The following is a 26129-nucleotide window of genomic DNA, read 5'->3' as shown; positions in this document are numbered from 1 at the left end:
AAATCAAACCATGTCATACGCTTAACATTTGTGACGTAAGCTTGGTAAGGCTTTCGTCAATTTTCTTTCGCCTGGTTTGCACACGCCGTGGAATAAGCGCAGACTTTCTCTGTTGCTACTAAATGCATAAAAGAGGCATAAATGAAAAAAGGTGATAAGCAATTCGCTGTTATCGGCCTTGGTCGGTTTGGCTTAGCGGTATGTAAAGAGCTACAAGATGCGGGCTCTCAAGTTTTAGCCGTCGACATTGACGAAGATAAAGTAAGAGAAGCTGCTGGGTTTGTCAGTCAGGCTATCGTAGCAAACTGCACTCATGAAGAGACCGTCGCGGAGCTAAAACTCGACGATTACGATATGGTGATGATTGCGATTGGCACCGATGTGAATGCCAGTATTCTTGCCACCTTAATTGCGAAAGAAGCCGGGGTCAGATCGATTTGGGTCAAAGCCAACGACCGGTTCCAGGCCAGAGTTCTGCAAAAGATTGGTGCTGATCATGTCATCATGCCTGAGCGTGACATGGGGATTCGCGTCGCGCGTAAAATGCTCGACAGAAGAGTGCTAGACTTCCATCCACTAGGCAGTGACCTTGCGATGACGGAGTTTGTGATTGGCTCGCGTTGGATGGGGAAAAAACTGGGGGAGCTGTCTCTCTGTCAGGTTGAGGGCGTGCAAGTTCTCGGTTTTAAAAGAGGGCCGGAGATCACCAAAGCACCAAGTATGGATGTGACCTTAGAGATTGGCGACCTTATGATTGTCGTTGGTCCGCAAGAAAAATTGGCTCGCACACTGAAATCACTATGATGCATTTTCACCAAAAAGGCGTCTTTTACGTCCCAGAAAGTCAAAGACCGAAAGAGAAGGGCAGCGAACCTCGGATTATATTAATCAGTTTTCTCGGAGTGTTATTACCCTCTGCGATACTACTCACTCTGCCTGTTTTTTCGGTGAGCGGCTTATCGATCACTGATGCACTATTTACCGCAACGTCTGCGATCAGTGTGACCGGCCTTGGTGTCGTGGATACGGGGCAGCATTTTACATTGGCGGGTAAAATCCTCTTGATGTGCCTAATGCAAATTGGTGGGCTAGGGCAGATGACGCTATCTGCCGTGTTGCTATATATGTTCGGTATGCGTTTGAGTTTGCGCCAACAAGCTCTGGCCAAGGAAGCGCTCGGTCAGGATAGGCATATCAATCTGCGTAATCTGATTACAAAGATCATGGTATTTGCTTTGGTGGCAGAGGCGCTAGGCTTTATCCTCCTTTCTTTTCGTTGGGTACCGGAAATGGGTTGGCAGACCGGGATGTTCTACGCGTTGTTCCATTCCATTTCCGCCTTTAATAACGCGGGTTTTGCTCTGTTTTCGGACAGCATGACCGGGTTCGTAAATGATCCCTTGGTGATATTCACCCTTGCTGGTCTGTTTATCTTTGGTGGTTTAGGTTTTACCGTTGTCGGGGACAGCTGGTTAAACTGGCGTAAAGGGTTTAACTCTCTGCACCTTCATACCCGAATTATGTTGATTGCGACCCCGGTATTGTTGTTGGTAGGTACGATACTTTTTTGGCTGTTAGAGCGAAGCAATCCAAATACGATGGAATCGTTACCTTTGTCAGCGCAATGGCTTGCTGCATTCTTTCAATCTGCCAGTGCTCGAACTGCCGGCTTTAACAGTGTGGATTTATCACTGTTCTCTCAGCCAGCCTTACTTATCATGATTATTTTGATGCTTATCGGCGCAGGATCTACCTCAACAGGTGGCGGTATTAAGGTGTCGACTTTTACCATTGCTTTTTTGGCGACCTGGACTTTTTTACGCCAAAAGAAACACGTCGTGATATTTAAACGCACGGTCAACTGGCCAACTGTCACTAAGTCGCTCGCGATTATCGTAGTGAGTGGCGCAATCCTGACAACCGCAATGTTCCTGCTGATGCTCACGGAGGACGCTGCGTTCGATAAGGTCATGTTTGAGACGATATCTGCGTTTGCCACAGTAGGCCTAACCGCGGGTCTGACTGCAGAATTATCTGAGCCGGGTAAATACATCATGATCGTAGTAATGATCATTGGCCGCATCGGTCCATTGACATTAGCTTATATGTTAGCTCGCCCAGAACCTACTCTGATTAAATACCCAGAAGATACGGTATTGACCGGTTGATTTATAAGAGAAACATCAGAACCTTGCTTTGATCGCTGTTTAAAAAGCAGCGATCTCCCATCTGGATCAAATACGAGGTCTGCCACGCAAATTTGTTTGTGAAATATCGAACCTTTATGCCATCGTTTTCACCTTTCTGTACCATGCATTCGACAAATCTATATTAACGGCCGGACTTAACTTGCAGGCATAAGCTTCACCAATGGAAACTGTGACTAGAGGCGTTGATGTAGCGTGCTGAAAGCGAATTGAGAAGAAGGAGTCGTATTTTGAAATTCAACCTAGTTGCGTTAACCGTGTTATCTGCTTTACTGGCAGGAAAGAGCATGGCAACCACACCACCGTCACCTATCTGGCATGAAATCAAGTTAACTGACGGAACGTCAAGCGAAGCGATTTTAAGAGGGACCGCAGATTTCCACTGGTTTGAAGATACGCAAGGCAACGCGCTTATACAGAGAGACGGAGACTGGTTTTTTGCGCAAGTTTTACGTGAATCAGACGCCCTAGAATTAGTGTCTACAGGTATAAAGAAAACGCAAACTTCTGTAGCGCCCGAATCTTCCAAGTCTCGACCTGATTTATCTATCCAGCCCCACCTTTCCTCATTACGAACCATGGAGCCTATGGCGCGTAAGAACCTATTACGTGCAGCTTCAGATACAGATATAGTCTATAGCGCCATGAGTAGCTCTGGAGTGACGCAGCAACCTCTCTTAGTTGTCCAGGTTTCGTTTACTAATCAGGTTATGAAGCATGATTTTGAGCAACGAGTCTTCGATCAAAACGGGCAAAGTGTCGTTGACTACTATGACAAGAACTCTTTGGGGAAATATAAGGTTATCCCAGCGATTGAAAGCTACGGCACGGTGAACGATGGTGTGATTGACGTGACTGTACCACTGCGTCATCCAGATTGTCATGCCAGTACCAGCGATAGCCTTTGTACAGATAAAATGAACCTTGTGTTCGCAGAAGCGTATCGCAAGCTTGACCCATATATAGATTTGTCGAGTTACGATCGTGATCGGGATGGCACCGTGGATGCGACAGAGTTGTCGGTCATGTTTGTGTTTGCTGGTGGTGACCGTTCGACGGGAGTTCTAAACAAGCCGGCAATCTGGCCTCATAGGTACTTTCATAACGATGTTCAAATCGATGGCACGACTATTAAAGACTACTGCTTGTTTGCTGACTATCAGGCAACGCACCAATCTACCTTAGGGGTTATCGTTCATGAATTAGGGCACCTAATGCTCGGATTGCCTGATCTTTACGCTCGATACAGTAAGGCATCGATCGGTACTTGGGGCGTCATGGGTGCAGGCTCATGGGCGATGAAGCCCGGCGATTCTTATCCTGGTGAAACGCCAGTCAATATGACTGCATGGAGCAGGCATGCCGCAGGCTTCGTCGTACCAACGATTGCTCATCAAAGTAACATGCCTCACAGATTAACAGATGATGAAGTTAAGCTGGTCTACCTTGATCCATACCTCAAAGAATATGGTCCGCGAGTTTATTTAGAAAATCGAACTTTCAAAGATTATGACCAAGCTTTGGCGGCTGAAGGTGTACTTGCCATGTCTGTCAACATTCTCAATCAGTTCAATGGATTGGGGAATATGCAAGTTCAAGTGATGCAAGCGGATGGCAGAGGTGAATTGGAAAAGGGCGAACGAAGCGATCAGGGTGATTTATACCCTAATGGCGGCAGCGAGATTTCTGATTTCTCTAACCCAGGGTTGAATGTCATCACAGGGTTCGACACTGATGTTTCGATTTCAGATATTTCTAGCAGTGCAAATGGCGGTAGTTTTTTACTAACTAAACTGAATGACGCGAATAAATCGGCGTGGTTAAACACCTTCCATCAAGAATTCGTCTTCTCAAATGATGAAAATGTTCTCGCAGTGCTGCTTGATTTAAGTCGAGATACAGAGTTGGATGGATTACAGCTCTATGCTGAGAAAAGTTCACCACAACGCGATATGACCTTTCGCGTGTGGCGCTTCCCTAACGAAGGTAATCATGAATATAGCTTGGTATTGAATCAACAAAACGCGGAACTACTGCAACAAGGTAATTTCAAGAAGTCATCTCGGATTCTATTTCCGCAAGCGACACAGTTAAGTGCTGGTCAACATATTATCGTGGTTGAAATTGAAGGTGGTGAATTCGAAGAAAGCTTCAACTTTAGCCGTTTATTGGATATGGAGAAAGCAACTCAACCCAAGATGTGGGTTGGCAAGAGCAGTGAGCAGTATTCTGAAGGCTTGCTTGAGTCTAGCTTCTCAACGGTTCCGTTTGCTGCATTGCTGAACTACGAAAACGCCAAGATTGTTGAAGCACGGCCAGATAGTTACCAGACGGATAAGAACACAATACTGTCACTGAACTTGATGTCTAACGACGTCGTTGCTTCCGGCTACCAGTTTGAGGTCGAGGTATTTCAACAGCCTGTCCACGGCACTATTACAGACAATCAGTACCAACCTGATCAAAACTTTGTCGGATTTGACAGTTTCCAATACCGCTTGGTGTCGGCAGATGGTTCACTCGCTTCCTCTACAGTCAATGTTTCGATTGAAGTAATAGGGTTCAATGCTGCCCCAAATGCTGTTACAGATGTCATTAGCACCGAGTTGAAAGCCGGGAACCGTGTATCGCTGTCAGCCGCAAACAGCAGTGACCCCGATGGTGACGCTTTGACTTATCAGTGGAAGCAGGTTGCTGGCGATACTGTATCTTTGAGTAATCCAAGTGATGTGACTACCAGTTTCGAGATTCCTAAGGGAGCTAAAGCAGGGGACGTTTTCACATTCCAACTGACGGTGACCGATGTGAGTGCCGCTTTATCTATCGCTTTGGTCGAGATTGAAGTTCAAAACAGTGCACCGATTGCCTCAGCTGATGCGGTGACGGTAGCGGTGAATGAACGCATTGTGATCGACGTACTGGCGAATGACACCGATATGAACGGCGACAGCCTTGTGGTTCAAAGTGTGGATAACGTTTCAGGTATTGGTTCTGCGTATATTGAAAATGGTAAGGTGACTTATCAGGCACCAGATAGCCCAGCCGATAATGTCACGTTGGAGTACGTGATTTCTGATGGTACAGGCGCGACAGCAAAAGGTGCAATAAGCGTTGAAGTTGTCGAAGCCAGTAGTAATAAAGGTAAGAGCTCTGGTGGCGGCGGAAGTGTCGGTTACTGGTCACTTATGTTACTTGCGCTGTTAGGTTGGAAACGTCGTCACTAATACCAATCTCGTTTTAGACGTAAGCCACTCACTTCGAGTGGCTTATTTGTTTTCGAGCGATAGAAGCCGTAAATACCCACGTTGAATTCATGGCTGAATGGTGATTGGGATCGGACGTATACTGGTTAGTAGTTAGTCTTTTTAGATAAGGAACCCGATATGTCAGTGTGGCAAGGGGTCAATTTCGCCCATCGTTACAGCGAGCTACCATCCGCTTTTTTTACTTTCGTAAAACCACAGCCATTGATAAATACCCAATGGGTAGTTTGGAATGGGGATTTTGCCCAGCAGTTTGGTTTGCCCCCTATAGCCGATGAAACGTTGCTTGAGGTGTTTTCTGGCCAAGAAAACTTTGGTGAATTTCGTCCATTAGCGATGAAATATGCAGGGCATCAGTTCGGAACATACAATCCGGACTTAGGTGATGGTCGTGGATTGTTACTAGCGGAAATCCAACGACAGGATGGCACGTGGTTTGATATCCACCTCAAAGGCGCAGGTCTTACTCCATATTCGCGCATGGGTGATGGCAGAGCAGTGCTGCGTTCGACGATTCGTGAATATTTGTGCAGTGAAGCCATGCAAGGGCTCGGAATACCGACAACCCGTGCGCTGGGTATGATGGTCAGCGATACGCCGGTTTACCGTGAAAAAACCGAAAACGGCGCGATGTTAATTCGTATGGCGGAAACTCATATTCGATTCGGTCACTTTGAGCACTTCTTTTACACCAATCAACTGGCAGAGCAGAAGCTATTGGCGGATAAGGTCATCGAGTGGCACTTGCCTGAATGTGCTCAAGCCGAAAAACCATACGCTGCGATGTTTGCCAATATTGTGGAGAAAACGGCGGACATGATTGCGAAATGGCAAGCTTTTGGCTTTGCTCACGGGGTGATGAACACCGACAACATGTCTATCCTTGGTCAAACTTTCGATTATGGGCCATTTGGATTTTTGGATGACTACGATCCTGGCTATATCTGTAATCATTCCGACTATCAGGGGCGTTATGCGTTTGACCAGCAGCCGCGCGTCGCTTTATGGAACCTTTCGGCACTGGCGCACTCGTTATCTCCGCTGGTGGATCGTGCAGATTTAGAGTCTGCATTGAGTCAGTTTGAGGTGCGTTTAAGTCAGCAATTCAGTCTGTTAATGCGCAACAAGCTCGGCTTAAAAACCAGAATCGATGAAGACTCGCGCTTGTTTGAATCTATGTTTGAGTTACTCAATCAAAACAAAACAGACTACACGCGCTTTTTTAGAACGCTATCTAACTTAGACAAAAAGTCGCCTCAAGATGTGATTGATTTGTTTATTGATCGTGAAGCGGCTCAAGCGTGGTTGGATCTTTATCTGGCACGATGCGAGTTAGAAGTCGATGAGCTAGGCAGACCAGTCACCACAGAACAGCGTTGTGAACAAATGCGTCGTGCGAATCCGAAGTACATTCTTCGTAACTACTTGGCCCAACTAGCAATAGATAAAGCCGAAGAAGGCGATTTCAGTGAAGTCAATCGGTTGGCCGCGCTACTGCGCCACCCTTACGATTCTCAGCCGGAGTTTGAAGAGTACGCAAAATTGCCGCCAGAGTGGGGAAAAAAGATGGAAATAAGCTGTTCTTCTTAACGAATTTATTAAAGAGCTTCGTTAACAAGTTCAGAGCTCATCACTCTGTTTTCCTCGAGTCTCAATGGCAGCCAAGCGGCTGCCATTTTTATTTGCTGATTCAAGAATGTGTCTAAACCCACCCACTTACCGAATTGGGATGGGTGAACTTCACCCATTTTGAAATTTATTTTGTGATCCAGATGGATAGGAAGGAGAAGGTGTGATTTCAACTTATTGATTAATAGGGTGAAAATAACAATCGCAAATGTGGTGCGTTAATTGCTCCATTAAATGCATCAACACCCAGTGATGGGGTTGTTCATTTATTAAGGAGAATAATAATGTTTAAGCCTGTTACCCTACTAACTGCCTCAATTCTTGCTGTTACCAGTTTCAACGCTGCCGCTAACTGTGACCCAGGTGAAATGGTCATTAAGTTCAGTCACGTAACCAACACCGATAAGCACCCTAAAGGGATCGCTGCCTCGTTACTTGAAAAACGTGTCAATGAAGAGATGAACGGTAAAGCGTGTATGCAAGTGTTTCCTAACTCGACGCTTTACGATGACGACAAAGTTCTTGAGGCTATGTTGAATGGGGACGTACAACTGGCGGCACCTTCACTGTCTAAGTTTGAAAAGTTCACCAAAAAATTCCGTTTGTTCGACCTTCCTTTCCTTTTTGATGACGTAGACGCTGTTGACCGCTTCCAAAACTCTGAGGCGGGTGAAAAGCTTAAGAATGCGATGAACCGACGTGGTATCAGAGGATTAGAGTTCTGGCACAATGGTATGAAGCAAATTTCAGCCAATAGACCGCTGGTTCACCCTGAAGATGCTAAGGGACTTAAATTCCGGGTACAGGCTTCCGATGTACTGGTTGCACAGTTTGAGCAATTGGGTGCTAACCCACAAAAAATGTCCTTTGCCGAAGTGTACGGTGGCTTGCAAACCAAAGTTATCGATGGACAGGAAAATACCTGGTCGAATATTTACGGTAAAAAGTTCTTCGAAGTTCAGGATGGTACGACTGAAACCAACCACGGAATTTTGGATTACCTAGTGGTTACTTCTACCAAATGGTGGGACGGACTTCCAGACGACGTACGTGACCAGTTTGCGACCATTCTTAAAGAAGTCACTCAAACCCGTAATGCGGAGTCAAACCGCGTAGAGCAGCAAAACAAACAGTACGTTATCGAAGCGGGTGGTGTGGTTCGCGAGCTAACCCCAGAGCAGCGTGAAGAGTGGGTAACCGCGCTTAAACCAGTTTGGAACAAGTTTGAAAAAGACATTGGTTCAGAGTTAATTGAAGCGGCGTTAGCGGCTAACCAAAAATAACTGAACATAATGATAATCGGCTCCCGTTCGTCGGGAGCCAAACTTACCTGATTCGAGCGATGTACCGTTATGGAACACTCATTTTTTTCCAAAGTCGGTCAGTTTACCGACAAGGTTGAAGAAACCTTAATTGCCTTCTTCCTCGGAGCGATGACGATGCTGACATTTGTCAACGTCGTGATGCGTTACTTATTCAATGACAATATTCTTTGGGCGCTTGAAGTGACCGTTTTTCTTTTCGCCTGGATGGTTCTCGTAGGTGCTTCATACGGCGTGAAAAAGCATTTTCACATCGGCGTTGACGTGGTGATTAACTTGTTACCTGAAAAGTTTAGAAAAGGTTGTGCTTTGCTTGCCGTGTCATGTTGTTTGACATTTTCAATTCTACTTCTCATTGGTTCATGGAATTACTGGTACCCGTTTGCCACAGAGCGAGCATGGTACGAGACGGATGATATTCCGATGCCAGAGATGTTGCAGTTTATGGCTGACTGGCTCAATGAAGGAGAGCGCTACGAGAAGCTGCCTCGATTTATCCCTTATATGGCGCTGCCAATTGGTATGGCTTTGCTGACGTTTCGTTTTGCCCAGGCAGCATACCAGATACTCACTGGTAAGCTTGACCGCCTCATTTCCAGCCATGAGGGTGAAGAAGAGCTAGAAGCACTTAAAGAAGAGCTTAAAGATGCGGGTGATGCAATGGAACCCATGCAAGGCAAAGACAAAAGCCAAGATAACAATAACAACAAGGAGCGCTAACCCATGGATATTTTATGGCTATTCTTGATGGTGATTGGTTTCATGCTTTTGGGCGTGCCAATCGCTGTATCACTGGGTTTATCCAGTATTTTGTTTTTGATGTGGCATTCAGATGCTTCGTTAGCATCGGTGGCACAAACGCTTTTTAATGCGTTTGAAGGACACTACACATTACTTGCTATCCCGTTTTTCATCCTCGCATCCAGTTTTATGTCTACTGGCGGTGTAGCAAAGCGCATTATTCGTTTTGCGATTGCAATGGTCGGCTGGTTCCGTGGCGGACTTGCTATGGCTTCTGTTGTGGCATGTATGATGTTTGCCGCGCTGTCAGGATCCTCACCGGCAACGGTCGTTGCGATTGGTAGTATCGTTATCGCTGGTATGATCAAAAACGGTTACTCCAAAGATTTTGCTGCAGGTGTTATTTGTAATGCGGGTACACTTGGTATCTTAATTCCACCTTCAATCGTAATGGTTGTGTATGCAGCAGCGACAGACGTATCTGTTGGTCGTATGTTCTTAGGTGGCGTCATTCCGGGCTTATTAGCTGGTGTAATGCTGATGATTGCAATCTATATTGCAGCCCGAGTTAAGAACTTACCGAAACAACCGTTTGTTGGCTGGAAGGAAGCCATTGCGGCGGCTAAGGACGCGGTTTGGGGATTGATGCTGGTTGTGATCATTCTCGGAGGTATCTACGGCGGTATTTTTACTCCGACAGAGGCTGCGGCAGTGGCAGCGGTATACGCCTTCTTCATCGCTAACTTTGTTTACAAAGACATGGGGCCATTTGCGGATAAGCAGAATACCAAACCAGCCATAGTGAAAGCACTTCAAAGCTTTGTGCACCAAGACACAAAACAAACCTTGTTTGAAGCTGGCAAACTGACGATCATGCTGTTGTTTATCATTGCGAATGCGTTGATCTTAAAGCATGTACTGACCGAAGAACGTATCCCTCAGATGATCACCGAGTCGATGCTTTCCGCAGGCTTGGGGCCAATCACATTCTTGATCGTGGTGAACATACTACTTTTGATTGGTGGTCAGTTTATGGAACCGTCTGGTTTGCTGATCATTGTCGCGCCATTAGTATTTCCGATCGCTATTGCTTTAGGCATTGACCCAATCCACTTGGGTATCATGATGGTGGTGAACATGGAGATTGGGATGATCACGCCGCCAGTCGGGCTAAACCTCTTTGTTACCGCCGGGGTAGCGAAGATGTCGATGATGAGTGTAGTGAAAGCAGCACTACCTTGGGTGGCGGTAATGTTCTTGTTCCTGATTATCGTTACTTACATTCCATGGGTTTCAACCTGGTTGCCAACGATGCTGATGGGACCGGAAATAATTACCAAGTAATACCCACCTAAGTAAGAAAGTGGTGATACTTATTTATAGAGAACCAGAAGACAGGTATCGAACACAAACACGCACCGTATGTTTATAAGAACGCATCCATGGGGCTTCGATTTGCCATCCATGGCAAATAGAGTTTGTTTATCGAACCCTGTTCTCTGAACAGTTAATTTTTCAGATTGGTATAACCTCATTCAAACTTACGAAGACAAAAAAGAGGTGTGACATGTCACACCTCTTCGTCTATGGATTTGTGGTCATGTCTTCTGGGCTGAGCGTTTATTCTTCGCTCGTAGCCATGACACTTTTGTTTGTTCTTCCTGCGATCCTCTCCAGAACGCCTTTCTTCCTGATAATGTCCGTCGACAACGACCGTTTCCCTAATCACGGGTATTTTCGTTTTCTCATTCATGCTGAGCGCTACCAACCATGCAACTATCAATAGTATGAGACAGGTTGAGTAAAGCAACAAATGTGATTTCGGGTTTTATTTATATAGATCTTTATCAATCTGATAGCGTTGCATTTTGTCGTACAAGGTTTTTCGAGGCACATTTAATTGGGTCATGGTTTGTTTGATACTGCCATTGTGCTCGAGTAGTGCGCGTTCGATTGCTGCTTTCTCAAATTCTGCCACTTGTTCTGCCAAGCTCGAGGAAGGCATCTGTGTCGGGCTAGCATCTCCGAGCTGAATCAGTTTTCCAAGCAGCACAAAACGTTCCGCTGCATTTCTCAGCTCTCGCACATTGCCCGGCCAGTCATGCGACATCAACGTTGCCAGATCTTGAGAGGATAAGCTCGGGGAGCTTTTTCCGTATCGCGAAGCAGCGACCAGCAAAAAGTGATGGAACAATGCGGGGATGTCCTCTTTGCGCATCCGCAGAGGGGGTAAGTCCAGTGTAACGACATTCAGCCGGTAGTAGAGATCCTGGCGAAATGTTCCTTCTTCGGCGGCACGTTTTAAATCCACTTTGGTGGCCGCTATCACGCGAATATCGAGGGGAAGGAGTTCGTTTGAACCGACTCGCTCAATAACACGCTCCTGAAGAACGCGGAGCAGACGAATCTGTGCCTGAATGGGCATGGACTCTATCTCATCCAGAAATAATGTCCCGCCTTGAGCGAATTCAAATTTACCAATCCGACGGCTTTCTGCGCCAGTGAATGCGCCTTTTTCATGCCCGTAGAGTTCACTTTCGATCAGGTTTTCTGGTACCGCGCCACAGTTTACCGCGACAAAATTATGGTTTCTGCGTAGGCTTTGTTCGTGTAATGAACGCGCGATGAGCTCTTTACCTGTGCCTGTCTCTCCGAACAACAAAATATCAGCATCGGTATCGGCAATGTGGGAGATAGTATCACGCAGCATCTGGATGCTCGCGGTTTCGCCGATAATTCGTGGGCCAAGTGCCTGACTGGCTTTAAGTGATTGGCGTAGTTTCTCGTTTTCAGTCGTAAGCTGGCGTTTTTCGATGGCTCGCTTTACCGTTTCAACGAGCTGTTCTGGTGAGAACGGTTTTTCGATAAAGTCATAGGCCCCCTGATGTAATGCGTTAACCGCCATTGAAATGTCGCCGTGACCAGTAATCATGATCACCGGCAGGTTGCTGTCTCTTTGCACCAGAGTATTGAGTAAATTGATTCCTGATATGCCGGGTAAACAAATATCAGTAATGACAACACCCGGTTCATCACCGTTTTTCATCGCGAGCAGAGCGGATTCTGCATCGGGGAAAAATTGCGCGTTGATATCGGCTAATTCGAACGTCTGCTCAATGGCCAGCCTCAAATCGGCTTCATCATCAATAAAAAACACCTGACACATAATTATTCCTCTGAACCGTGTTCGACTTTTTCGGCGAGTGCTGAAACAACAGGCAAACAGACTGAGAATCGAGCGCCGCCTTGTGCTTGGTTATGCGCACTTAAATAACCATTCATGCCACTCAATATTTGCTGTGATATGGACAGACCCAGACCCAAACCATTTTTCTTGGTGGTCAAAAAGGGCTCACAAAGTTCAGTGAGCGAGCGTTCTCCGATACCGGGACCATTATCGTCGATATGAACCAAGATATTATTACCACGCTGGTCATGCTCTACAGAGAGGCTAACCTGTTTATCTTCTTGATCTTTCACCGCTTCAATCGCGTTAGTTAGCAGGTTAACCAGTACTTGTTCCAGTTGAATCGTGTTGATTAAGACCTCAGCATCCTGCGTCATTAGCTCGGTCGATAAGTTAACCCGAGCTGATTTAAAAGCGGGCTTCATCAATTCCTTCGCTGAGGCGACGACGGGTAATAGTCGTGTTTTCATCAGCTCATTGCCACTGGTTTTCTTGGCGAAGGAACGCAATTGTTGGCTGATATTGGCCATGCGATCGGTGAGGGCTGAGATACGGCTTAAATTATCTTCGACCCTATCAAATTTTTCTTTTTGTAAGAATAGCTTACCGTTTTCAGCAAAACTGCGAATGGCCGCCAGTGGATTATTCAGTTCATGGCTAATACTTGCGGACATTTGACCAAGGACGGCGAGTTTAGCCGCCTGAACCAACTCATCCTGAGTGACACGTAAAGCTTGCTCAGTTTCTGTTCGCTGGGCGATCTCAGCCTGCAATTCTGCAGTCCGAGCCATCACTTGATACTCTAGTTTTTGATTCGCTTCTTGCTGAATCTGTTCGAGTTGTAAATGGCGCTGTTGACGGTGATAAATCAGCTGGCCGATAAGGAATAAAATGGTAAAAACAAGAGTAAGAACCAGCAGGTAACCCAAGGTTATCCAAACGATAGATTGTTTGGGCGACAATACCCTCATGGTTAGCTTGATCTCAGGAAGAGCGAGAGAAGAAACCACCAGGGTGCCTTTATTGTATGGGTAGCCTTGTTTTAATTCGCTAATAGGTAGATTCACATTGCCGACGAAATTTAAATCACGAAGTTGAGTCTCAAGATATTGCCGGCTAGCCCAAACTTGTTTCTTCTCGGCGTCACTCAGTGGCTGTAAACTTTTAAGCAACCAATCATTTCGACTGCTCATAAACACAATGCCATGTGGGTCACTGGCGACGAATACACTATCAGGTTGCTGCCAGTTGTCCTCGATTTTACTCAAATCCATCTTTACGACCACAACCCCAATCACGCCACCTGCGTAAACAATCGGCGAAGAGTAATAGTAACCACGTTTACCCGACGTTGAACCCAGCGCGTAGTATTGGCTTTGTTCTCCCTGAATGGCTTGTTTGAAATAGGGGCGGAATGCGAAATTACGGCCAATAAACGAGCGCTGTTTACGCCAATTACTGGCGGCAATCGTGGTGCCCCATTGGTCTATAAGGTAAGTATCGGAGGCTGCGATAACTCGATTCACTGATTCCAAGTAGCGATTCGTTACTTCAAGCTGTGCACTATTCTGCGGATGCAGTAATGCCTCAAACAGTGGCGCATCTTTTGCCAGCAGGGTAGGGATATGCGCGTACTTGTCGAGTTTGTTCTTAATATGGCTGGAAAACTGGTCAAGCTGAGACTGATGTTTATCCAGTAGTGATTGATAGCTGTTTTTCCACACCCATTGGCCACCAACAATCGCGCACAGGAAATATAAGGTGAAAAAAATCAGTAGAATACGGTTTCGTTGTGACATCCCTTAGTTCCTGACTTTGCAACTTGCTAGTAATTAAGAAATGTTAATGGTTTGTAGATTAGATTGGGGATTTACTTACCAACTCTGTGGAGTAAAACAAGAGCGAGATCTCTTTTTACGCTTTTCAATAAAAAAAGCGGTCGATCCCCTTGAAAAAGTCGCTATTGTCCCCATTCTAGATATGCCTATGCTTCTGATGCGGGTTTTTTAACGCATTTTGTAGAAAAAATGAGGCTGCATTCGAGAATTTAGTGCAGACAGTGCCCATATAGTGGCTATTGGCTCGACAGGTTAGGAACAGATCGCTAGAATGTCGCGTCTAAAATTCTGTCCTGAGGCTAATAGGAGATACCTTTGGTGATGACACTGAAGATATCACTGATTAGTCCGGTACTGATAAACAGTATCGATACTCGATTTAAATTAGGTGCTCGGACAGAACACAACACAAGGATGAAGCGTCAACTCAGGTGAGTTACGCTCATACGCTCGGAAAACCGAGCCACTTTAGAGGTTTATATATAATGCAAGTTACTGTTGAAACGCTAGAGGGCCTAGAGCGCCGTCTAAACATTACTGTTCCAGCTGCAAACATCGAAGACGCTGTAACAGCTGAACTACGCAACATCGCTAAAAACCGTCGTTTCGATGGTTTCCGTAAGGGTAAAGTGCCTCTAAAAATGGTTGCTCAGATGTACGGCAAAGCAGTACGTCAAGACGTTCTTGGTGAAGTTATGCAACGTCACTTCATCGAAGCGATCGTAAAAGAGAAAATCAACCCAGCTGGCGCGCCAACTTTCGCTCCTGTAGAAAACAAAGAAGGTGCAGACCTAGTTTTCACAGCAACTTTTGAAGTTTACCCAGAAGTTGAACTTAAAGGCCTAGAAAACATCACTGTTGAGAAGCCTCTAACTGAAGTTAATGACGCAGACGTAGAAGAGATGATCAACACGCTACGTACTCAGCAAGCGACTTGGACTGAAGTTGAAGAAGCTGCAGAAGAAGGCAAGCGCGTAACTATCGACTTCGTTGGTTCTATCGACGGTGAAGAGTTCGAAGGCGGTAAAGCAGAGAACTTCCCACTAGAAATGGGCGCTGGTCGCATGATCCCTGGTTTCGAAGACGGTATCGCAGGTAAGACTGCAGGTATGGAATTCGACATCGACGTGACTTTCCCAGAAGACTACCACGCTGAAAACCTAAAAGGTAAAGCAGCGAAATTCGCTATCAAAGTGAACAAAGTTGAAGCACGTGAACTTCCAGAAGTAGACGACGAGTTCGTTTCTAAGTTCGGCGTTGCTGAAGGCGGTGTTGACGCTCTTAAAGCTGAAGTTCGTAAGAACATGGAGCGCGAACTTAAGCAAGCAGTTAAGAACCGCATCAAAGAGCAAGCTCTTGACGGTCTTGTTGAGCAAAACGACATCGACGTTCCTTCTGCACTTATCGACCAAGAAATTCAAGTTCTGCGTCAACAAGCTGCACAACGTTTCGGTGGCAACCCAGAAGCAGCTGCACAGCTTCCACGTGAACTGTTCGAAGAGCAAGCTAAACGTCGCGTAGTTGTTGGTCTTCTACTTGGTGAAGTAATCAAGTCTGAAGAGCTAAAAGCGGACGACGAAAAAGTTAAAGCGCTAATCGAAGAAATGGCGACAGCATACGAAGATCCATCAGAAGTTATTGCTTACTACGAGCAAAACGAAGAGATGATGAACAACATGCGTAACGTAGCGCTAGAAGAGCAAGCTATCGACGCGATCATCGCTAAAGCACAAGTTTCTGAGAAAGAAGTAGGCTTCAACGAGCTACTTAACCAGCAACAACCTGCTTAATAAGCATTATCTTGCGTAGAAGGTTGACTTCACGTTAACTATTCTGCTAACAATGGTCCGTATGATACTCATCATCCGGGCCATTTATTTTAGGGACATAAGAATATGAGCTACCAAGAAAAAAATGCAATGTCGCCAATTATGGACGCACTAGTACCAATGGTGGTTGAACAAACTTCCCGAGGCGAACGTTCTTACGACATCTATTCTCGATTGCTTAAAGAGCGTGTGATTTTTTTAACGGGTCAAGTGGAAGACCACATGGCAAACCTTGTCGTGGCTCAACTACTTTTCCTAGAATCTGAAAATCCAGATAAAGATATTTTCCTATACATCAACTCTCCAGGCGGCAGCGTAACTGCAGGTATGTCTATTTACGACACCATGCAGTTTATCAAACCAAATGTAAGTACTGTATGTATGGGGCAAGCTGCTTCAATGGGCGCATTTTTACTCGCTGGTGGGGCACCAGGTAAGCGTTACGCTCTACCTAATTCGCGCGTGATGATTCACCAACCACTGGGCGGTTTCCAGGGGCAGGCTTCTGATATTCAAATTCACGCACAAGAAATCTTATCAATTAAGAACAAGCTGAATCGCTTGTTAGCTGAGCATACTGGCCAGCCACTTGAAATTATTGAGCGCGATACTGACCGTGACAACTTTATGTCAGCGGAACAGTCTGTAGAATACGGTTTGGTGGATGCAGTGTTAAGCCACCGCGGCGAGTAATTTGCCAGCGCAATTTGGCAAAAATTGATATACACTGATTCATGAAGAGTAAAGGCTAAGAGGTTAGCGAATGACAGATAAAAGCAAAGAAAGTGGCAGCGGTAAATTGCTGTACTGTTCTTTCTGCGGCAAAAGTCAGCACGAAGTTCGCAAGCTAATCGCAGGTCCGTCAGTTTACATTTGCGACGAATGTGTCGACTTATGTAATGATATAATTCGCGAAGAAATTAAGGATGTTCTCCCTAAGAAAGAATCTGAAGCGTTACCAACGCCAAAACAGATCCGCGAACACCTAGACGACTATGTGATCGGACAAGATTACGCGAAAAAAGTGCTTGCAGTTGCGGTATATAACCACTACAAGCGTTTACGTAATGGTGATACAACGAGCGAAGGTGTCGAGCTTGGTAAGAGTAACATCCTACTGATTGGCCCTACAGGTAGTGGTAAAACATTGCTTGCTGAGACACTAGCTCGATTCTTGGATGTGCCATTTACAATGGCTGACGCAACCACACTGACTGAAGCAGGTTATGTGGGTGAAGACGTTGAAAACATCATCCAAAAGCTTCTGCAAAAATGTGATTACGATGTCGCTAAGGCTGAACGCGGTATCGTATACATTGATGAAATTGATAAAATTTCACGCAAAGCTGAAAACCCATCTATTACGCGAGACGTATCTGGTGAAGGTGTTCAGCAGGCACTGCTAAAACTTATCGAAGGCACGGTCGCTTCTGTTCCGCCACAAGGTGGTCGTAAGCACCCTCAGCAAGAGTTCCTCCAAGTAGACACGTCTAAGATCCTGTTTATCTGTGGTGGTGCATTCGCAGGCCTTGATAAAGTGATTGAACAGCGTGTAGCAACAGGTACTGGTATTGGTTTTGGTGCGGAAGTTCGCTCTAAGAATGAAACCAAAACAGTCGGTGAACTATTTACTCTGGTAGAGCCGGAAGATCTAGTGAAATATGGTCTGATTCCTGAGTTCATTGGCCGTCTGCCTGTGACAACAACGTTGACAGAGCTTGATGAAGAAGCGCTGATTCAGATCCTATGTGAACCGAAGAACGCGCTGACTAAGCAATATGCAGCATTGTTTGAGCTCGAAAATGCAGAGCTTGAGTTCCGCGAAGACGCACTACGCGCAATTGCTAAAAAAGCGATGGAGCGTAAAACAGGTGCTCGTGGTCTACGTTCAATTTTGGAAGGCGTTCTGCTTGAAACCATGTATGAGCTACCATCTGCAACAGATGTGAGCAAAGTAGTTATTGATGAGTCAGTCATCAATGGTGAGTCAGAACCGCTGCTAATTTACAGCAACGCCGATAATCAGGCCGCTGGAGCAGAGTAAATCAAGCCATGAATAAAAAGGAGGTAAGTAATTACCTCCTTTTTTTATTTCTCTTATTGAATCCAAACAATTAGCCCCCATATACTGCCTTAAGTAATACGTTAAACGTGAAAGCGGAAGAGAGAATTATATGAACTTGGAACGTTCCGAGAGTATCGAGATCCCGGTACTACCTCTACGTGACGTAGTGGTCTACCCGCACATGGTCATTCCATTGTTTGTTGGTCGTGAAAAATCGATTAGCTGTCTAGAAACGGCGATGGAAACCAACAAACAAGTTCTGCTTGTGGCACAAAAGCAAGCGGATACCGACGAGCCAACGGTTGACGACCTATTTGACGTAGGTACGGTAGCCACCATTCTTCAGCTTTTGAAGCTGCCTGATGGCACAGTAAAAGTACTGGTTGAAGGGCAGCAACGTGCGAAGATTAATCACTTTAAAGAGAGCGATTTCTTCTTAGCTGAGGCAGAGTTCATCGAGACACCTGAGCTGGATGAGCGCGAGCAAGAAGTTATTGTTCGTAGTGCAATCAACCAGTTCGAAGGCTTTATCAAACTAAACAAAAAGATCCCGCCAGAAGTACTGACTTCGTTAAATGGGATTGATGAAGCTGCACGCCTAGCGGATACCATCGCTGCTCATATGCCATTAAAACTGGTAGACAAGCAACAAGTGCTTGAGATCATTGATGTTACTGAACGTTTGGAATTCCTTATGGGCCAGATGGAATCAGAGATCGATCTACTACAAGTTGAAAAACGCATTCGCGGCCGTGTTAAAAAGCAAATGGAAAAGTCTCAGCGTGAGTACTATCTGAATGAGCAAATGAAAGCGATTCAGAAAGAACTGGGTGAGATGGAAGACGCGCCGGATGAATTCGAAACGCTGCAGAAGAAAATCGAAGAATCAAAGATGCCTCAAGAGGCACGCGAAAAGACAGAACAAGAGCTACAAAAGCTTAAGATGATGTCTCCAATGTCTGCAGAAGCGACAGTGGTGCGTAGCTACATTGATTGGATGGTGAGCGTTCCTTGGGCTAAGCGTTCTAAAGTGAAGAAGAACTTAGCTAAAGCGGAAGAGATTCTGAACGAAGACCATTACGGCCTGGAGCGCGTTAAAGAGCGTATCGTTGAATACTTGGCAGTACAAAACCGTATTAACAAGCTAAAAGGCCCGATCCTTTGTCTTGTTGGTCCTCCAGGTGTAGGTAAAACCTCTCTTGGCCGTTCGATCGCTTCTGCGACTGGACGTAAATACGTGCGTATGGCGCTTGGTGGTGTGCGTGACGAAGCTGAGATTCGTGGCCACCGTCGTACTTACATCGGCTCACTACCGGGTAAGCTTATCCAGAAGATGTCTAAAGTTGGGGTTAAAAACCCGCTATTCCTTCTTGATGAGATCGACAAAATGTCGTCTGACATGCGCGGTGACCCGGCATCTGCATTGCTAGAAGTTCTGGATCCTGAGCAAAACAACTCGTTCAACGATCACTACCTAGAAGTCGATTACGATCTCTCTGACGTGATGTTCGTCGCGACGTCTAACTCAATGAATATTCCAGGTCCGCTTCTTGACCGTATGGAAGTTATCCGTCTTTCTGGTTACACAGAAGATGAAAAACTGAACATCGCGAAACGCCACTTGGTAGATAAGCAGTTGAAGCGCAATGGCTTGAAGCCAAACGAGATTGTTATCGAGGATTCGGCGATTGTCGGCATTATTCGCTACTACACGCGCGAAGCGGGTGTACGTAACCTTGAGCGTGAAATTTCTAAGATCTGTCGTAAGGCAGTGAAGAATATCCTGCTGGATAAAGACATCAAGTCTGTCACTGTGACAATGGACAACCTGAAAGAGTACCTTGGTGTTCAGCGTTTCGACTATGGCAAAGCGGACGAAAGCAACCGTATTGGTCAGGTGACTGGTTTGGCTTGGACTGAAGTTGGTGGTGATTTACTGACGATTGAAACACAGTCGATGCCAGGTAAAGGTAAACTGACTCAGACTGGTTCACTTGGCGATGTCATGCAAGAGTCTATTCAGGCTGCGATGACTGTCGTTCGCTCTCGTGCAGAAAAACTGGGTATTAATACCGATTTCTACGAGAAGAAAGACATCCACGTGCATGTCCCTGAAGGTGCAACACCAAAAGATGGTCCAAGTGCTGGTACTGCAATGTGTACGGCTCTTGTATCTGCGTTAACGGGTAACCCTGTTAAAGCTGAAGTGGCGATGACAGGTGAGATTACCCTGCGAGGTGAAGTTCTGCCGATCGGTGGTCTAAAAGAAAAGTTACTTGCGGCGCATCGAGGTGGCATTAAAACAGTACTGATTCCAAAAGATAACGAGCGTGATTTGGAAGAGATTCCGGAGAATGTTATCGCAGATCTGACAGTTATCCCTGTACAGTGGATCGATGAGGTATTGAAAGTTGCACTAGAGCGAGACCCGACAGGCGTTGAGTTTGAAGCTAAAAAATAGTGATGTGTAGCAAAAATAAGTAAAAGTTTACGCTGATAAACCTAAAAAGGCTTGTCAGCGTTTTTTTTGGACGCTAAGTTAGTTTTGATAGCTCTCAGCCCTTTATGGACAAGGGGTGAAGCATATTTATTAATTATGGAACGAAAAGTCATCACAAAAATAATCACAGATGGCACAAAGGGGAAATTACAGTGAATAAAACTCAGTTAGTTGAACAAATCGCAGAAAATGCAGACATTTCTAAAGCGTCAGCAGGTCGTGCACTAGATGCATTCATTGAAGCAGTGAGTGGTACGCTTCAAACGGGTGACCAAGTTGCTCTAGTTGGCTTTGGTACTTTTAGCGTTCGTACTCGTGCTGCACGTACTGGCCGCAATCCAAAGACTGGTGAAGAAATCCAAATCGCAGAAGCAAAAGTGCCTTCATTCAAAGCTGGTAAAGCACTTAAAGATTCAGTGAACTAATCATAGGGTTTGGACTCTATACCGGCTATTTGAATAACTTTTGCTCAAACAATTCGTTGCGAACAAAAATTTACAAACTTCGAGCCGAACTTTTTTAAATTATGCGCATCATACTGATGCGCATTTCTTTTTCTGGTATTATTGCGGCATTATTTCTATTAGATAGAAGCAGTAGGCTTCAATTGTGGAGAGCAATTAAATTATGATGGATCGACTACGCGAAGGCGTGAATAGCATCGCGGTCAAAATTATCCTTGGGCTTATTATCCTGTCTTTCGTATTCGCGGGTGTTGGTAGCTACATTGTTGGTGGCAGCAACAACGCAGCAGCAAAAGTTGGTAACACGGAAATCCCTCGTGGCGAGTTCGAGATGGCGTACCAAAATGAGCGTAACCGCATGCAAGCTCAGTTGGGTGACTACTTCTCTCAAATGCTGGCAGATCCGGCATACGTTGAATCTTTCCGCAAATCAGTTCTTGACCGCATGATCAATGATGTGTTGCTTGATCAACAAGCAGAAGCACTTGGTCTTCGTATCAGCGATGAACAGGTTCGTAGCATGATTCTGGAAATGCCTCAGTTCCAGTCAAACGGCCAGTTCGATCAAGAAATTTACCAAGCATCTTTGCGTCGTGCAGGTTTCTCTCCAGATACCTTTGCAGAATACATGCGTCGTGAGCTGGTACGTGAGCAACTACTCAATGCTCTGCAAACCAGTGAATTCACTCTACCGGGTGAAGTTCAGGTACAAGGTAAGCTTTTCACTCAAACTCGTGATATCCGCACGATTACTATCGATGCCGAAGAGTTTGCGAAAAACGTAGAGTTAACGGACGAAGAAATTCAAGAGTACTACAAAGCTAACCAAGATAATTTTACTCGCCCTGAGCAGGCTAAAGTGGCTTACATCGAATTATCTGCTGAAGCACTAAAAAACCAGGTCGAAGTATCTGATGAAGAAGTGCAGCAGTACTACGATGAGCATCTAGCTAAATACTCTTCAGAGGAGCAACGTCGTGTCGCTCATATCCTTGTAGAAGGTGATGATGAAGCAAAAGCTCAAGCGATTCTGGATGAACTCAATAGCGGCGCTGATTTTGCAACACTTGCAGAAGAAAAGTCTGATGACTTTGGCAGCGCTGAAATTGGCGGTGATCTAGGTTGGATTGAACGCGATGTGATGGACCCCGCTTTTGAGGAAGCGGCGTTTGCACTTGAGAAAGCAGGTGATGTATCAGGCTTGGTGAAGTCTGATTTTGGTTACCATATTATCAAGCTTGAAGAACTAAAAGACTCAGTTGCAAAACCATTTGCTGAAGTGGCGACTGAAATCAAACAAGAATTGGTTGATCAAAAGGCCATCGATAAGTTCTATGAGTTACAGAATGAGCTAGAGCGAGTTGCGTTTGAATTTCCAGACTCACTAATTGATGCTTCAGAAGCCGTCGATCAAGAAGTGAAGACGACAGACTTTGTCTCTCAAGAGGATGCGCCTGAGGTACTTCGCAACCCTGCTGTAATGCAAGCGATTTTAAGTCCAGAAGTAAAAGAAGACGGTCTTAACTCTGAAGCGATTGAAGTGGCACCTGAACATATTATCGTTGTTCGTGTCGAAGACTCTCGCCCAGAGACAGTTCTTCCGCTTGATGAGGTGAAAGAGCAAGTGGTTTCTGAACTTTCACGCGTTAAAGGTGAACAAGGTGCCCTAGAGCTTGGTACTAAAGTCGTGTCAGCGTTAAAAGAAGGTAAGACCGATGTTCTTGCTGAAAATAACTTGGCGTTTGGTGAGCAAGAAACAGTCGATCGCCGTTCACCGTATGCCGATACGGTATTTGCGATGGCGAAGCCAGCTGAAGGTAAGCCTGTATACGCTCAATCGAAAGATGTAGAAGGCAACATCGTTGTTATTGAGCTAGACGCGGTCAATGCTGAGCTAGATAGCACTCTAGAAGAGCAAGTCGCGACGCAGATGGAGCGTTCATCTTCGCAACAAGATCTGTCTTCTGTATTGGCTGTTCTACGTGCTAATGCCGACATCGAGTACTTTGTTGTGAGCAACTAAGCACTAATAGTGTAATTTGCATGTTAACTAAAACGGGTCGCATAAGCGGCCCGTTTTATTTTCTAACCAACTAACTTCAATCAATAGTGAGCTTTACCTAAATTAGTTCTGACGTTTTTATCAGCAAGAACGAGAAGCGATTGCTGAAATTGTTATCACAACTAATAGGAAGGCATATGTTTAATATGAAATGGGTTTTGGCATTATTCTTATGCGTGTTAGCACCTTTCGGGTTGGCTGCAGAGACAACCGCGGATAAATATGAAGGGATTGAAATAACCGTTAACGTCAATTCAGCGTCGGCTGAAGAGATCGCAACTATGCTAAAAGGGATTGGTGAAAAGAAAGCGCAGGACATTGTGGATTACCGCACTGAGCATGGGCCATTTAAAACCGTGAATGACCTTGGCAACGTCAAAGGAATTGGAGATGCGACTTTGAAGAAAAACGAAGGGCGCATCATTCTCTAGCCACGGCTTTTATTCTTCGTGTTAATGAGTTTAGTTTCCGGTGATTGCTTTCCCGAGCCAATCTGTTTTCTTGGCTCGGGATTTTTTATCCAAATAATCGGCGATGGCTAATTTTTTCCAGCAGCGCCATCCCCAACCCGCTGATGGCCCCAAAAAGATGAGCATCGACCGCAACACGTGCCCCAATCATTGCTGCTGTACTCGTAGAGGGGCCATAGAGTTGCTCCCAAGCAACTTTGGCTATCAAACCGCCTACTAATAATAAGCTGCTTCGTCTTGCTTCGAATACTTCTCTTAACGCCCAAAAGCCAAACAGGCCATGCAGTACACCAGAAAGTCCAACATAGACAGACATACTGGTAAACAAGATCAACGTACCGACGAAAGTACACAATAGTAGCAATACTATGAGGAAGTTTTTCGTATTTGGGCGGAAAATAAAGCCAATCACCCATAGGCCTGCCAGGTTCATACCTAAATGTGCGAAGTTGGTATGAGTTAAATTTCCTGTTACGATTCGCCACCATTCTCCATGACGAATATTATAGGCGTGCCATTCACTCAGGCTCGTCATTGGTTCAAATTGCAGTGCTAAGCAGATAACGCTGATGATGGTCAGCAATGTATAAAGGTTCACTCTATGTCTCGTTATTGTTCTCAGTGTGGAAAATCGCGCAAAGCTTGTATTTGCTCTTGGATTGTACCGCTAGAAAGCGGAGTTGAACTTATCATTCTTCAACATAGTAGTGAAGAGCATCGTCCCCTTGGTACGGCACGGATTCTAAATTTAAGCTTAGACAACTGTACTTGTCTGATAGGTGAAGACTTTTCTCAGGATCAAACGTTAAATAACCTTCTCGCAGACGGCGACTATCAGCATTTGATTCTCTACCCATCGGAGCAATCCGTTTGCCTGTCGGAACTTGCTGACGGTGAAAGCGCGAACAACAAGAAAATTCGTCTTATCTTGCTGGATGGAACCTGGAAAAAAGCGTACAAGATGTGGCAGCTTTCAAGCAATCTACATGGTTTGCCAACGGTGAAGCTCCCTGAAAATCTTCAGGGTGGGTATACGATTCGAAAAGCACCTTCTCAAAACAGCTTATCAACGGTAGAAGCGGGCTTTCATGCATTGAGTATACTTGACCCTAAACGTGATTTTACGTCACTGCTGAAGGTGTTTGAGCAGATGATAGAGTTCCAAATCGCCCAGATGCCTCCGGGCGTTTTTGAAAATAATTATCTTAAGGACAGTCAAGACTAGAGGACGATCGACGAGAATAGTTGTCGATGCAGTTTCTGCGCATGGCTGTCGGTCATAGCCGAAATGTAGTCAGCAATGACCCTCATTTTGTCGCTTTCGGAGTCTGCCTGGCACCAAAGCGCTTTGGTGTGTATCGGAAGCAGACGTTCAGGTGCGGCCGTTAACGCCTCAAATATATCCATGATGATCTGTTGGCCCTTGTACTCCACAATTTGCACTTGTGGAACCTGAATGACGTACTGACTAACAAAATGTTTCAGCACCTCCAATGCCTTTGCTGTTTGTGGCTCTAAGCAAGCATTCCAAGACAATAGCGGACTCGTAAAGGCAACATCCACTGGTTTGATGGAAATACTGGTAAGCAAGGCATTCACCATACCGCCAATGGCATCTTTTCTTTCGTGGTGTTTGCCACTAAACAGCATTTGTCCAATCGAGTCCATATGCGCTTCAAACCAAGAATCACCACAATCGGCTAACTGGCTCGCAGCGCCTTCCTGCCATTGATGACGAGTCACCATTCCAAGGACGATCGCATCCTCTAGATCATGAACCCCGTAGGCAATATCATCTGCTAACTCCATAATGGAGCAATCGAGAGATTTAAAGCGTGTTTTGCTGTGCTCTAAGTCCGACTCTGGCTCATAGCGCATTTGGCTGAGCAGAGCTTTGTCACTGTCTGTAAGTGGCTCAAGAACCCATTCGAACAGTGCCTTGTCACAGTCGTATATTCCTTTTGCCGGGTACCATTCGTACGCTTTGAGTTTTCTCTGATGTTCGGCAGGCTCGGGTAAAACCGCTGAGCGAGTCTGGCTTATCAGGGCTGGGTATTTAATCAAACCAAGCAGCGTTCGTCGTGATAAGTTCATGCCAAAGTGTTCCGTATACGGCTCTAACTTGGTCACGATACGAAAGGTTTGTGCATTACCCTCAAACCCGCCGTGTTCCCGCATCATGTAATTTAGCGCAATTTCACCACCATGCCCGTAAGGTGGGTGGCCGATATCGTGAGCCAGACAGAGCGAATCGATAAGACTGTCGGATGGTAAGAGATCGCGGAATTCCGGTTGTTTCTTCTTCAGCTGAGCAACGATTCCGGTTCCTAACTGGGCTGCCTCAAGTGAGTGAGTTAACCGGGTGCGATGAAAGTCTTCTAAGCTGTTGCCGTGAACCTGAGTTTTGGCCTGCAGGCGACGGAAAGCGGCAGAGTGCAGGATTCGGGCTCTGTCACGCTGATAAGGACTTCGATGATCATCTCGACGGATCTTATGTTCATCGTCATGGCGTTGTTGCCATTGTGAGTGCAATTCAAATGACACGAATTTCT

At 45.6% G+C, this 26129-nt stretch carries 20 protein-coding genes; 15 read left to right on the top strand and 5 right to left on the bottom strand.

The features are described 5' to 3' along the window. Positions 1–141: 141 nt before the first annotated feature. From RXX31_RS17150 to RXX31_RS17120, 7 genes are all read left to right on the top strand, one after another. On the top strand, positions 142–804 hold the full coding sequence (locus tag RXX31_RS17150) for a TrkA family potassium uptake protein (protein ID WP_317590852.1): 663 nt from the start codon (positions 142–144) through the stop codon (positions 802–804). Continuing rightward, entirely contained in the window at positions 801–2168 is a 1368-nt protein-coding gene (locus RXX31_RS17145; protein ID WP_317590851.1) for a TrkH family potassium uptake protein, read from the top strand. Before RXX31_RS17150 ends, RXX31_RS17145 begins: the two co-directional genes overlap by 4 nt. 269 nt (positions 2169–2437) lie before the next feature. Beyond that, entirely contained in the window at positions 2438–5431 is a 2994-nt protein-coding gene (locus RXX31_RS17140; protein WP_317590850.1) for a M6 family metalloprotease domain-containing protein, read from the top strand. A 159-nt stretch (positions 5432–5590) separates the two neighbouring features. Beyond that, complete coding sequence (locus RXX31_RS17135; protein WP_317590849.1) at positions 5591–7060, top strand: protein adenylyltransferase SelO; 1470 nt, start codon at positions 5591–5593, stop codon at positions 7058–7060. Between the two features lie 323 nt (positions 7061–7383). Then, complete coding sequence (locus tag RXX31_RS17130) at positions 7384–8382, top strand: TRAP transporter substrate-binding protein (protein WP_317590847.1); 999 nt, start codon at positions 7384–7386, stop codon at positions 8380–8382. A 69-nt stretch (positions 8383–8451) separates the two neighbouring features. Beyond that, the gene (locus tag RXX31_RS17125; RefSeq protein ID WP_317590846.1) at positions 8452–9141 is read left to right on the top strand and encodes a TRAP transporter small permease; all 690 of its coding nucleotides are present in this window, start codon (positions 8452–8454) and stop codon (positions 9139–9141) included. A 3-nt stretch (positions 9142–9144) separates the two neighbouring features. Then, entirely contained in the window at positions 9145–10506 is a 1362-nt protein-coding gene (locus RXX31_RS17120) for a TRAP transporter large permease (protein ID WP_317590844.1), read from the top strand. A 226-nt stretch (positions 10507–10732) separates the two neighbouring features. Here the strand turns inward: RXX31_RS17120 and RXX31_RS17115 are convergent, their stop codons facing one another. The 3 genes from RXX31_RS17115 to RXX31_RS17105 form a co-directional block, all read right to left on the bottom strand. Next, complete coding sequence (locus tag RXX31_RS17115) at positions 10733–10915, bottom strand: hypothetical protein (protein WP_317590842.1); 183 nt, start codon at positions 10913–10915, stop codon at positions 10733–10735. A gap of 75 nt (positions 10916–10990) precedes the next feature. Further along, complete coding sequence (locus tag RXX31_RS17110; RefSeq protein WP_317590840.1) at positions 10991–12328, bottom strand: sigma-54 dependent transcriptional regulator; 1338 nt, start codon at positions 12326–12328, stop codon at positions 10991–10993. Between the two features lie 2 nt (positions 12329–12330). Continuing rightward, positions 12331–14148 (bottom strand): ATP-binding protein, encoded by a 1818-nt coding sequence (locus tag RXX31_RS17105; protein WP_317590838.1) that lies wholly within the window; start codon positions 14146–14148, stop codon positions 12331–12333. 524 nt (positions 14149–14672) lie between these two features. On the opposite strand from RXX31_RS17105, the gene tig reads away from it, so the two are divergent. The 7 genes from tig to RXX31_RS17070 all read left to right on the top strand — a co-directional run bounded on the left by tig (position 14673) and on the right by RXX31_RS17070 (position 23538). Then, on the top strand, positions 14673–15977 hold the full coding sequence (gene tig, locus RXX31_RS17100; RefSeq protein WP_317590836.1) for a trigger factor: 1305 nt from the start codon (positions 14673–14675) through the stop codon (positions 15975–15977). Between the two features lie 105 nt (positions 15978–16082). Then, positions 16083–16709, top strand: coding sequence for an ATP-dependent Clp endopeptidase proteolytic subunit ClpP (clpP, locus tag RXX31_RS17095; RefSeq protein WP_264902481.1), 627 nt, complete (start codon positions 16083–16085; stop codon positions 16707–16709). A 70-nt stretch (positions 16710–16779) separates the two neighbouring features. Further along, entirely contained in the window at positions 16780–18060 is a 1281-nt protein-coding gene (gene clpX / locus RXX31_RS17090; RefSeq protein WP_317590834.1) for an ATP-dependent protease ATP-binding subunit ClpX, read from the top strand. Positions 18061–18190: 130 nt separating this feature from the next. Then, positions 18191–20542: an endopeptidase La gene (lon, locus tag RXX31_RS17085; RefSeq protein ID WP_317590833.1), complete on the top strand. Its 2352-nt coding sequence runs from the start codon at positions 18191–18193 to the stop codon at positions 20540–20542. A gap of 191 nt (positions 20543–20733) precedes the next feature. Continuing rightward, on the top strand, positions 20734–21006 hold the full coding sequence (locus RXX31_RS17080) for an HU family DNA-binding protein (protein ID WP_014231223.1): 273 nt from the start codon (positions 20734–20736) through the stop codon (positions 21004–21006). 202 nt (positions 21007–21208) lie between these two features. Next, a complete protein-coding gene (ppiD, locus tag RXX31_RS17075; RefSeq protein WP_317590829.1) occupies positions 21209–23068 on the top strand; it encodes a peptidylprolyl isomerase in 1860 nt (619 codons plus the stop codon). 185 nt (positions 23069–23253) lie between these two features. After that, the gene (locus tag RXX31_RS17070; RefSeq protein ID WP_317591003.1) at positions 23254–23538 is read left to right on the top strand and encodes a ComEA family DNA-binding protein; all 285 of its coding nucleotides are present in this window, start codon (positions 23254–23256) and stop codon (positions 23536–23538) included. 85 nt (positions 23539–23623) lie between these two features. On the opposite strand, the gene rrtA is transcribed toward RXX31_RS17070, so the two are convergent. Then, on the bottom strand, positions 23624–24175 hold the full coding sequence (rrtA, locus tag RXX31_RS17065) for a rhombosortase (protein ID WP_317590828.1): 552 nt from the start codon (positions 24173–24175) through the stop codon (positions 23624–23626). A gap of 3 nt (positions 24176–24178) precedes the next feature. On the opposite strand from rrtA, the gene RXX31_RS17060 reads away from it, so the two are divergent. Then, on the top strand, positions 24179–24802 hold the full coding sequence (locus tag RXX31_RS17060) for a tRNA-uridine aminocarboxypropyltransferase (protein WP_317590827.1): 624 nt from the start codon (positions 24179–24181) through the stop codon (positions 24800–24802). Here the strand turns inward: RXX31_RS17060 and RXX31_RS17055 are convergent. Next, positions 24799–26121: an anti-phage deoxyguanosine triphosphatase gene (locus RXX31_RS17055; protein WP_317590826.1), complete on the bottom strand. Its 1323-nt coding sequence runs from the start codon at positions 26119–26121 to the stop codon at positions 24799–24801. The two genes, RXX31_RS17060 and RXX31_RS17055, sit on opposite strands and share 4 nt — an antisense overlap. Positions 26122–26129 lie beyond the last annotated feature (8 nt).

Source organism: Vibrio sp. EA2 (genome assembly GCF_033042495.1).
Classification (GTDB): domain Bacteria; phylum Pseudomonadota; class Gammaproteobacteria; order Enterobacterales; family Vibrionaceae; genus Vibrio.
Note: the sequence above shows the minus strand (reverse complement) of the source record. Positions and strands in the feature narration are given on the sequence as shown.

Bases quoted from the DNA above. Each gene is read 5' to 3' on its own strand.
- RXX31_RS17145 (WP_317590851.1), top strand. From the start codon at position 801: ATGATGCATTTTCACCAAAAAGGCGTCTTTTACGTCCCAGAAAGTCAA.
- tig (WP_317590836.1), top strand. From the start codon at position 14,673: ATGCAAGTTACTGTTGAAACGCTAGAGGGCCTAGAGCGCCGTCTAAAC.
- lon (WP_317590833.1), top strand. From the start codon at position 18,191: ATGAACTTGGAACGTTCCGAGAGTATCGAGATCCCGGTACTACCTCTA.
- RXX31_RS17120 (WP_317590844.1), top strand. From the start codon at position 9,145: ATGGATATTTTATGGCTATTCTTGATGGTGATTGGTTTCATGCTTTTG.
- RXX31_RS17070 (WP_317591003.1), top strand. From the start codon at position 23,254: ATGAAATGGGTTTTGGCATTATTCTTATGCGTGTTAGCACCTTTCGGG.
- RXX31_RS17130 (WP_317590847.1), top strand. From the start codon at position 7,384: ATGTTTAAGCCTGTTACCCTACTAACTGCCTCAATTCTTGCTGTTACC.
- RXX31_RS17150 (WP_317590852.1), top strand. From the start codon at position 142: ATGAAAAAAGGTGATAAGCAATTCGCTGTTATCGGCCTTGGTCGGTTT.
- clpX (WP_317590834.1), top strand. From the start codon at position 16,780: ATGACAGATAAAAGCAAAGAAAGTGGCAGCGGTAAATTGCTGTACTGT.
- RXX31_RS17105 (WP_317590838.1), bottom strand. From the start codon at position 14,148: ATGTCACAACGAAACCGTATTCTACTGATTTTTTTCACCTTATATTTC.
- RXX31_RS17135 (WP_317590849.1), top strand. From the start codon at position 5,591: ATGTCAGTGTGGCAAGGGGTCAATTTCGCCCATCGTTACAGCGAGCTA.
- RXX31_RS17110 (WP_317590840.1), bottom strand. From the start codon at position 12,328: ATGTGTCAGGTGTTTTTTATTGATGATGAAGCCGATTTGAGGCTGGCC.
- ppiD (WP_317590829.1), top strand. From the start codon at position 21,209: ATGATGGATCGACTACGCGAAGGCGTGAATAGCATCGCGGTCAAAATT.
- RXX31_RS17060 (WP_317590827.1), top strand. From the start codon at position 24,179: ATGTCTCGTTATTGTTCTCAGTGTGGAAAATCGCGCAAAGCTTGTATT.
- RXX31_RS17115 (WP_317590842.1), bottom strand. From the start codon at position 10,915: ATGAATGAGAAAACGAAAATACCCGTGATTAGGGAAACGGTCGTTGTC.
- clpP (WP_264902481.1), top strand. From the start codon at position 16,083: ATGAGCTACCAAGAAAAAAATGCAATGTCGCCAATTATGGACGCACTA.
- RXX31_RS17125 (WP_317590846.1), top strand. From the start codon at position 8,452: ATGGAACACTCATTTTTTTCCAAAGTCGGTCAGTTTACCGACAAGGTT.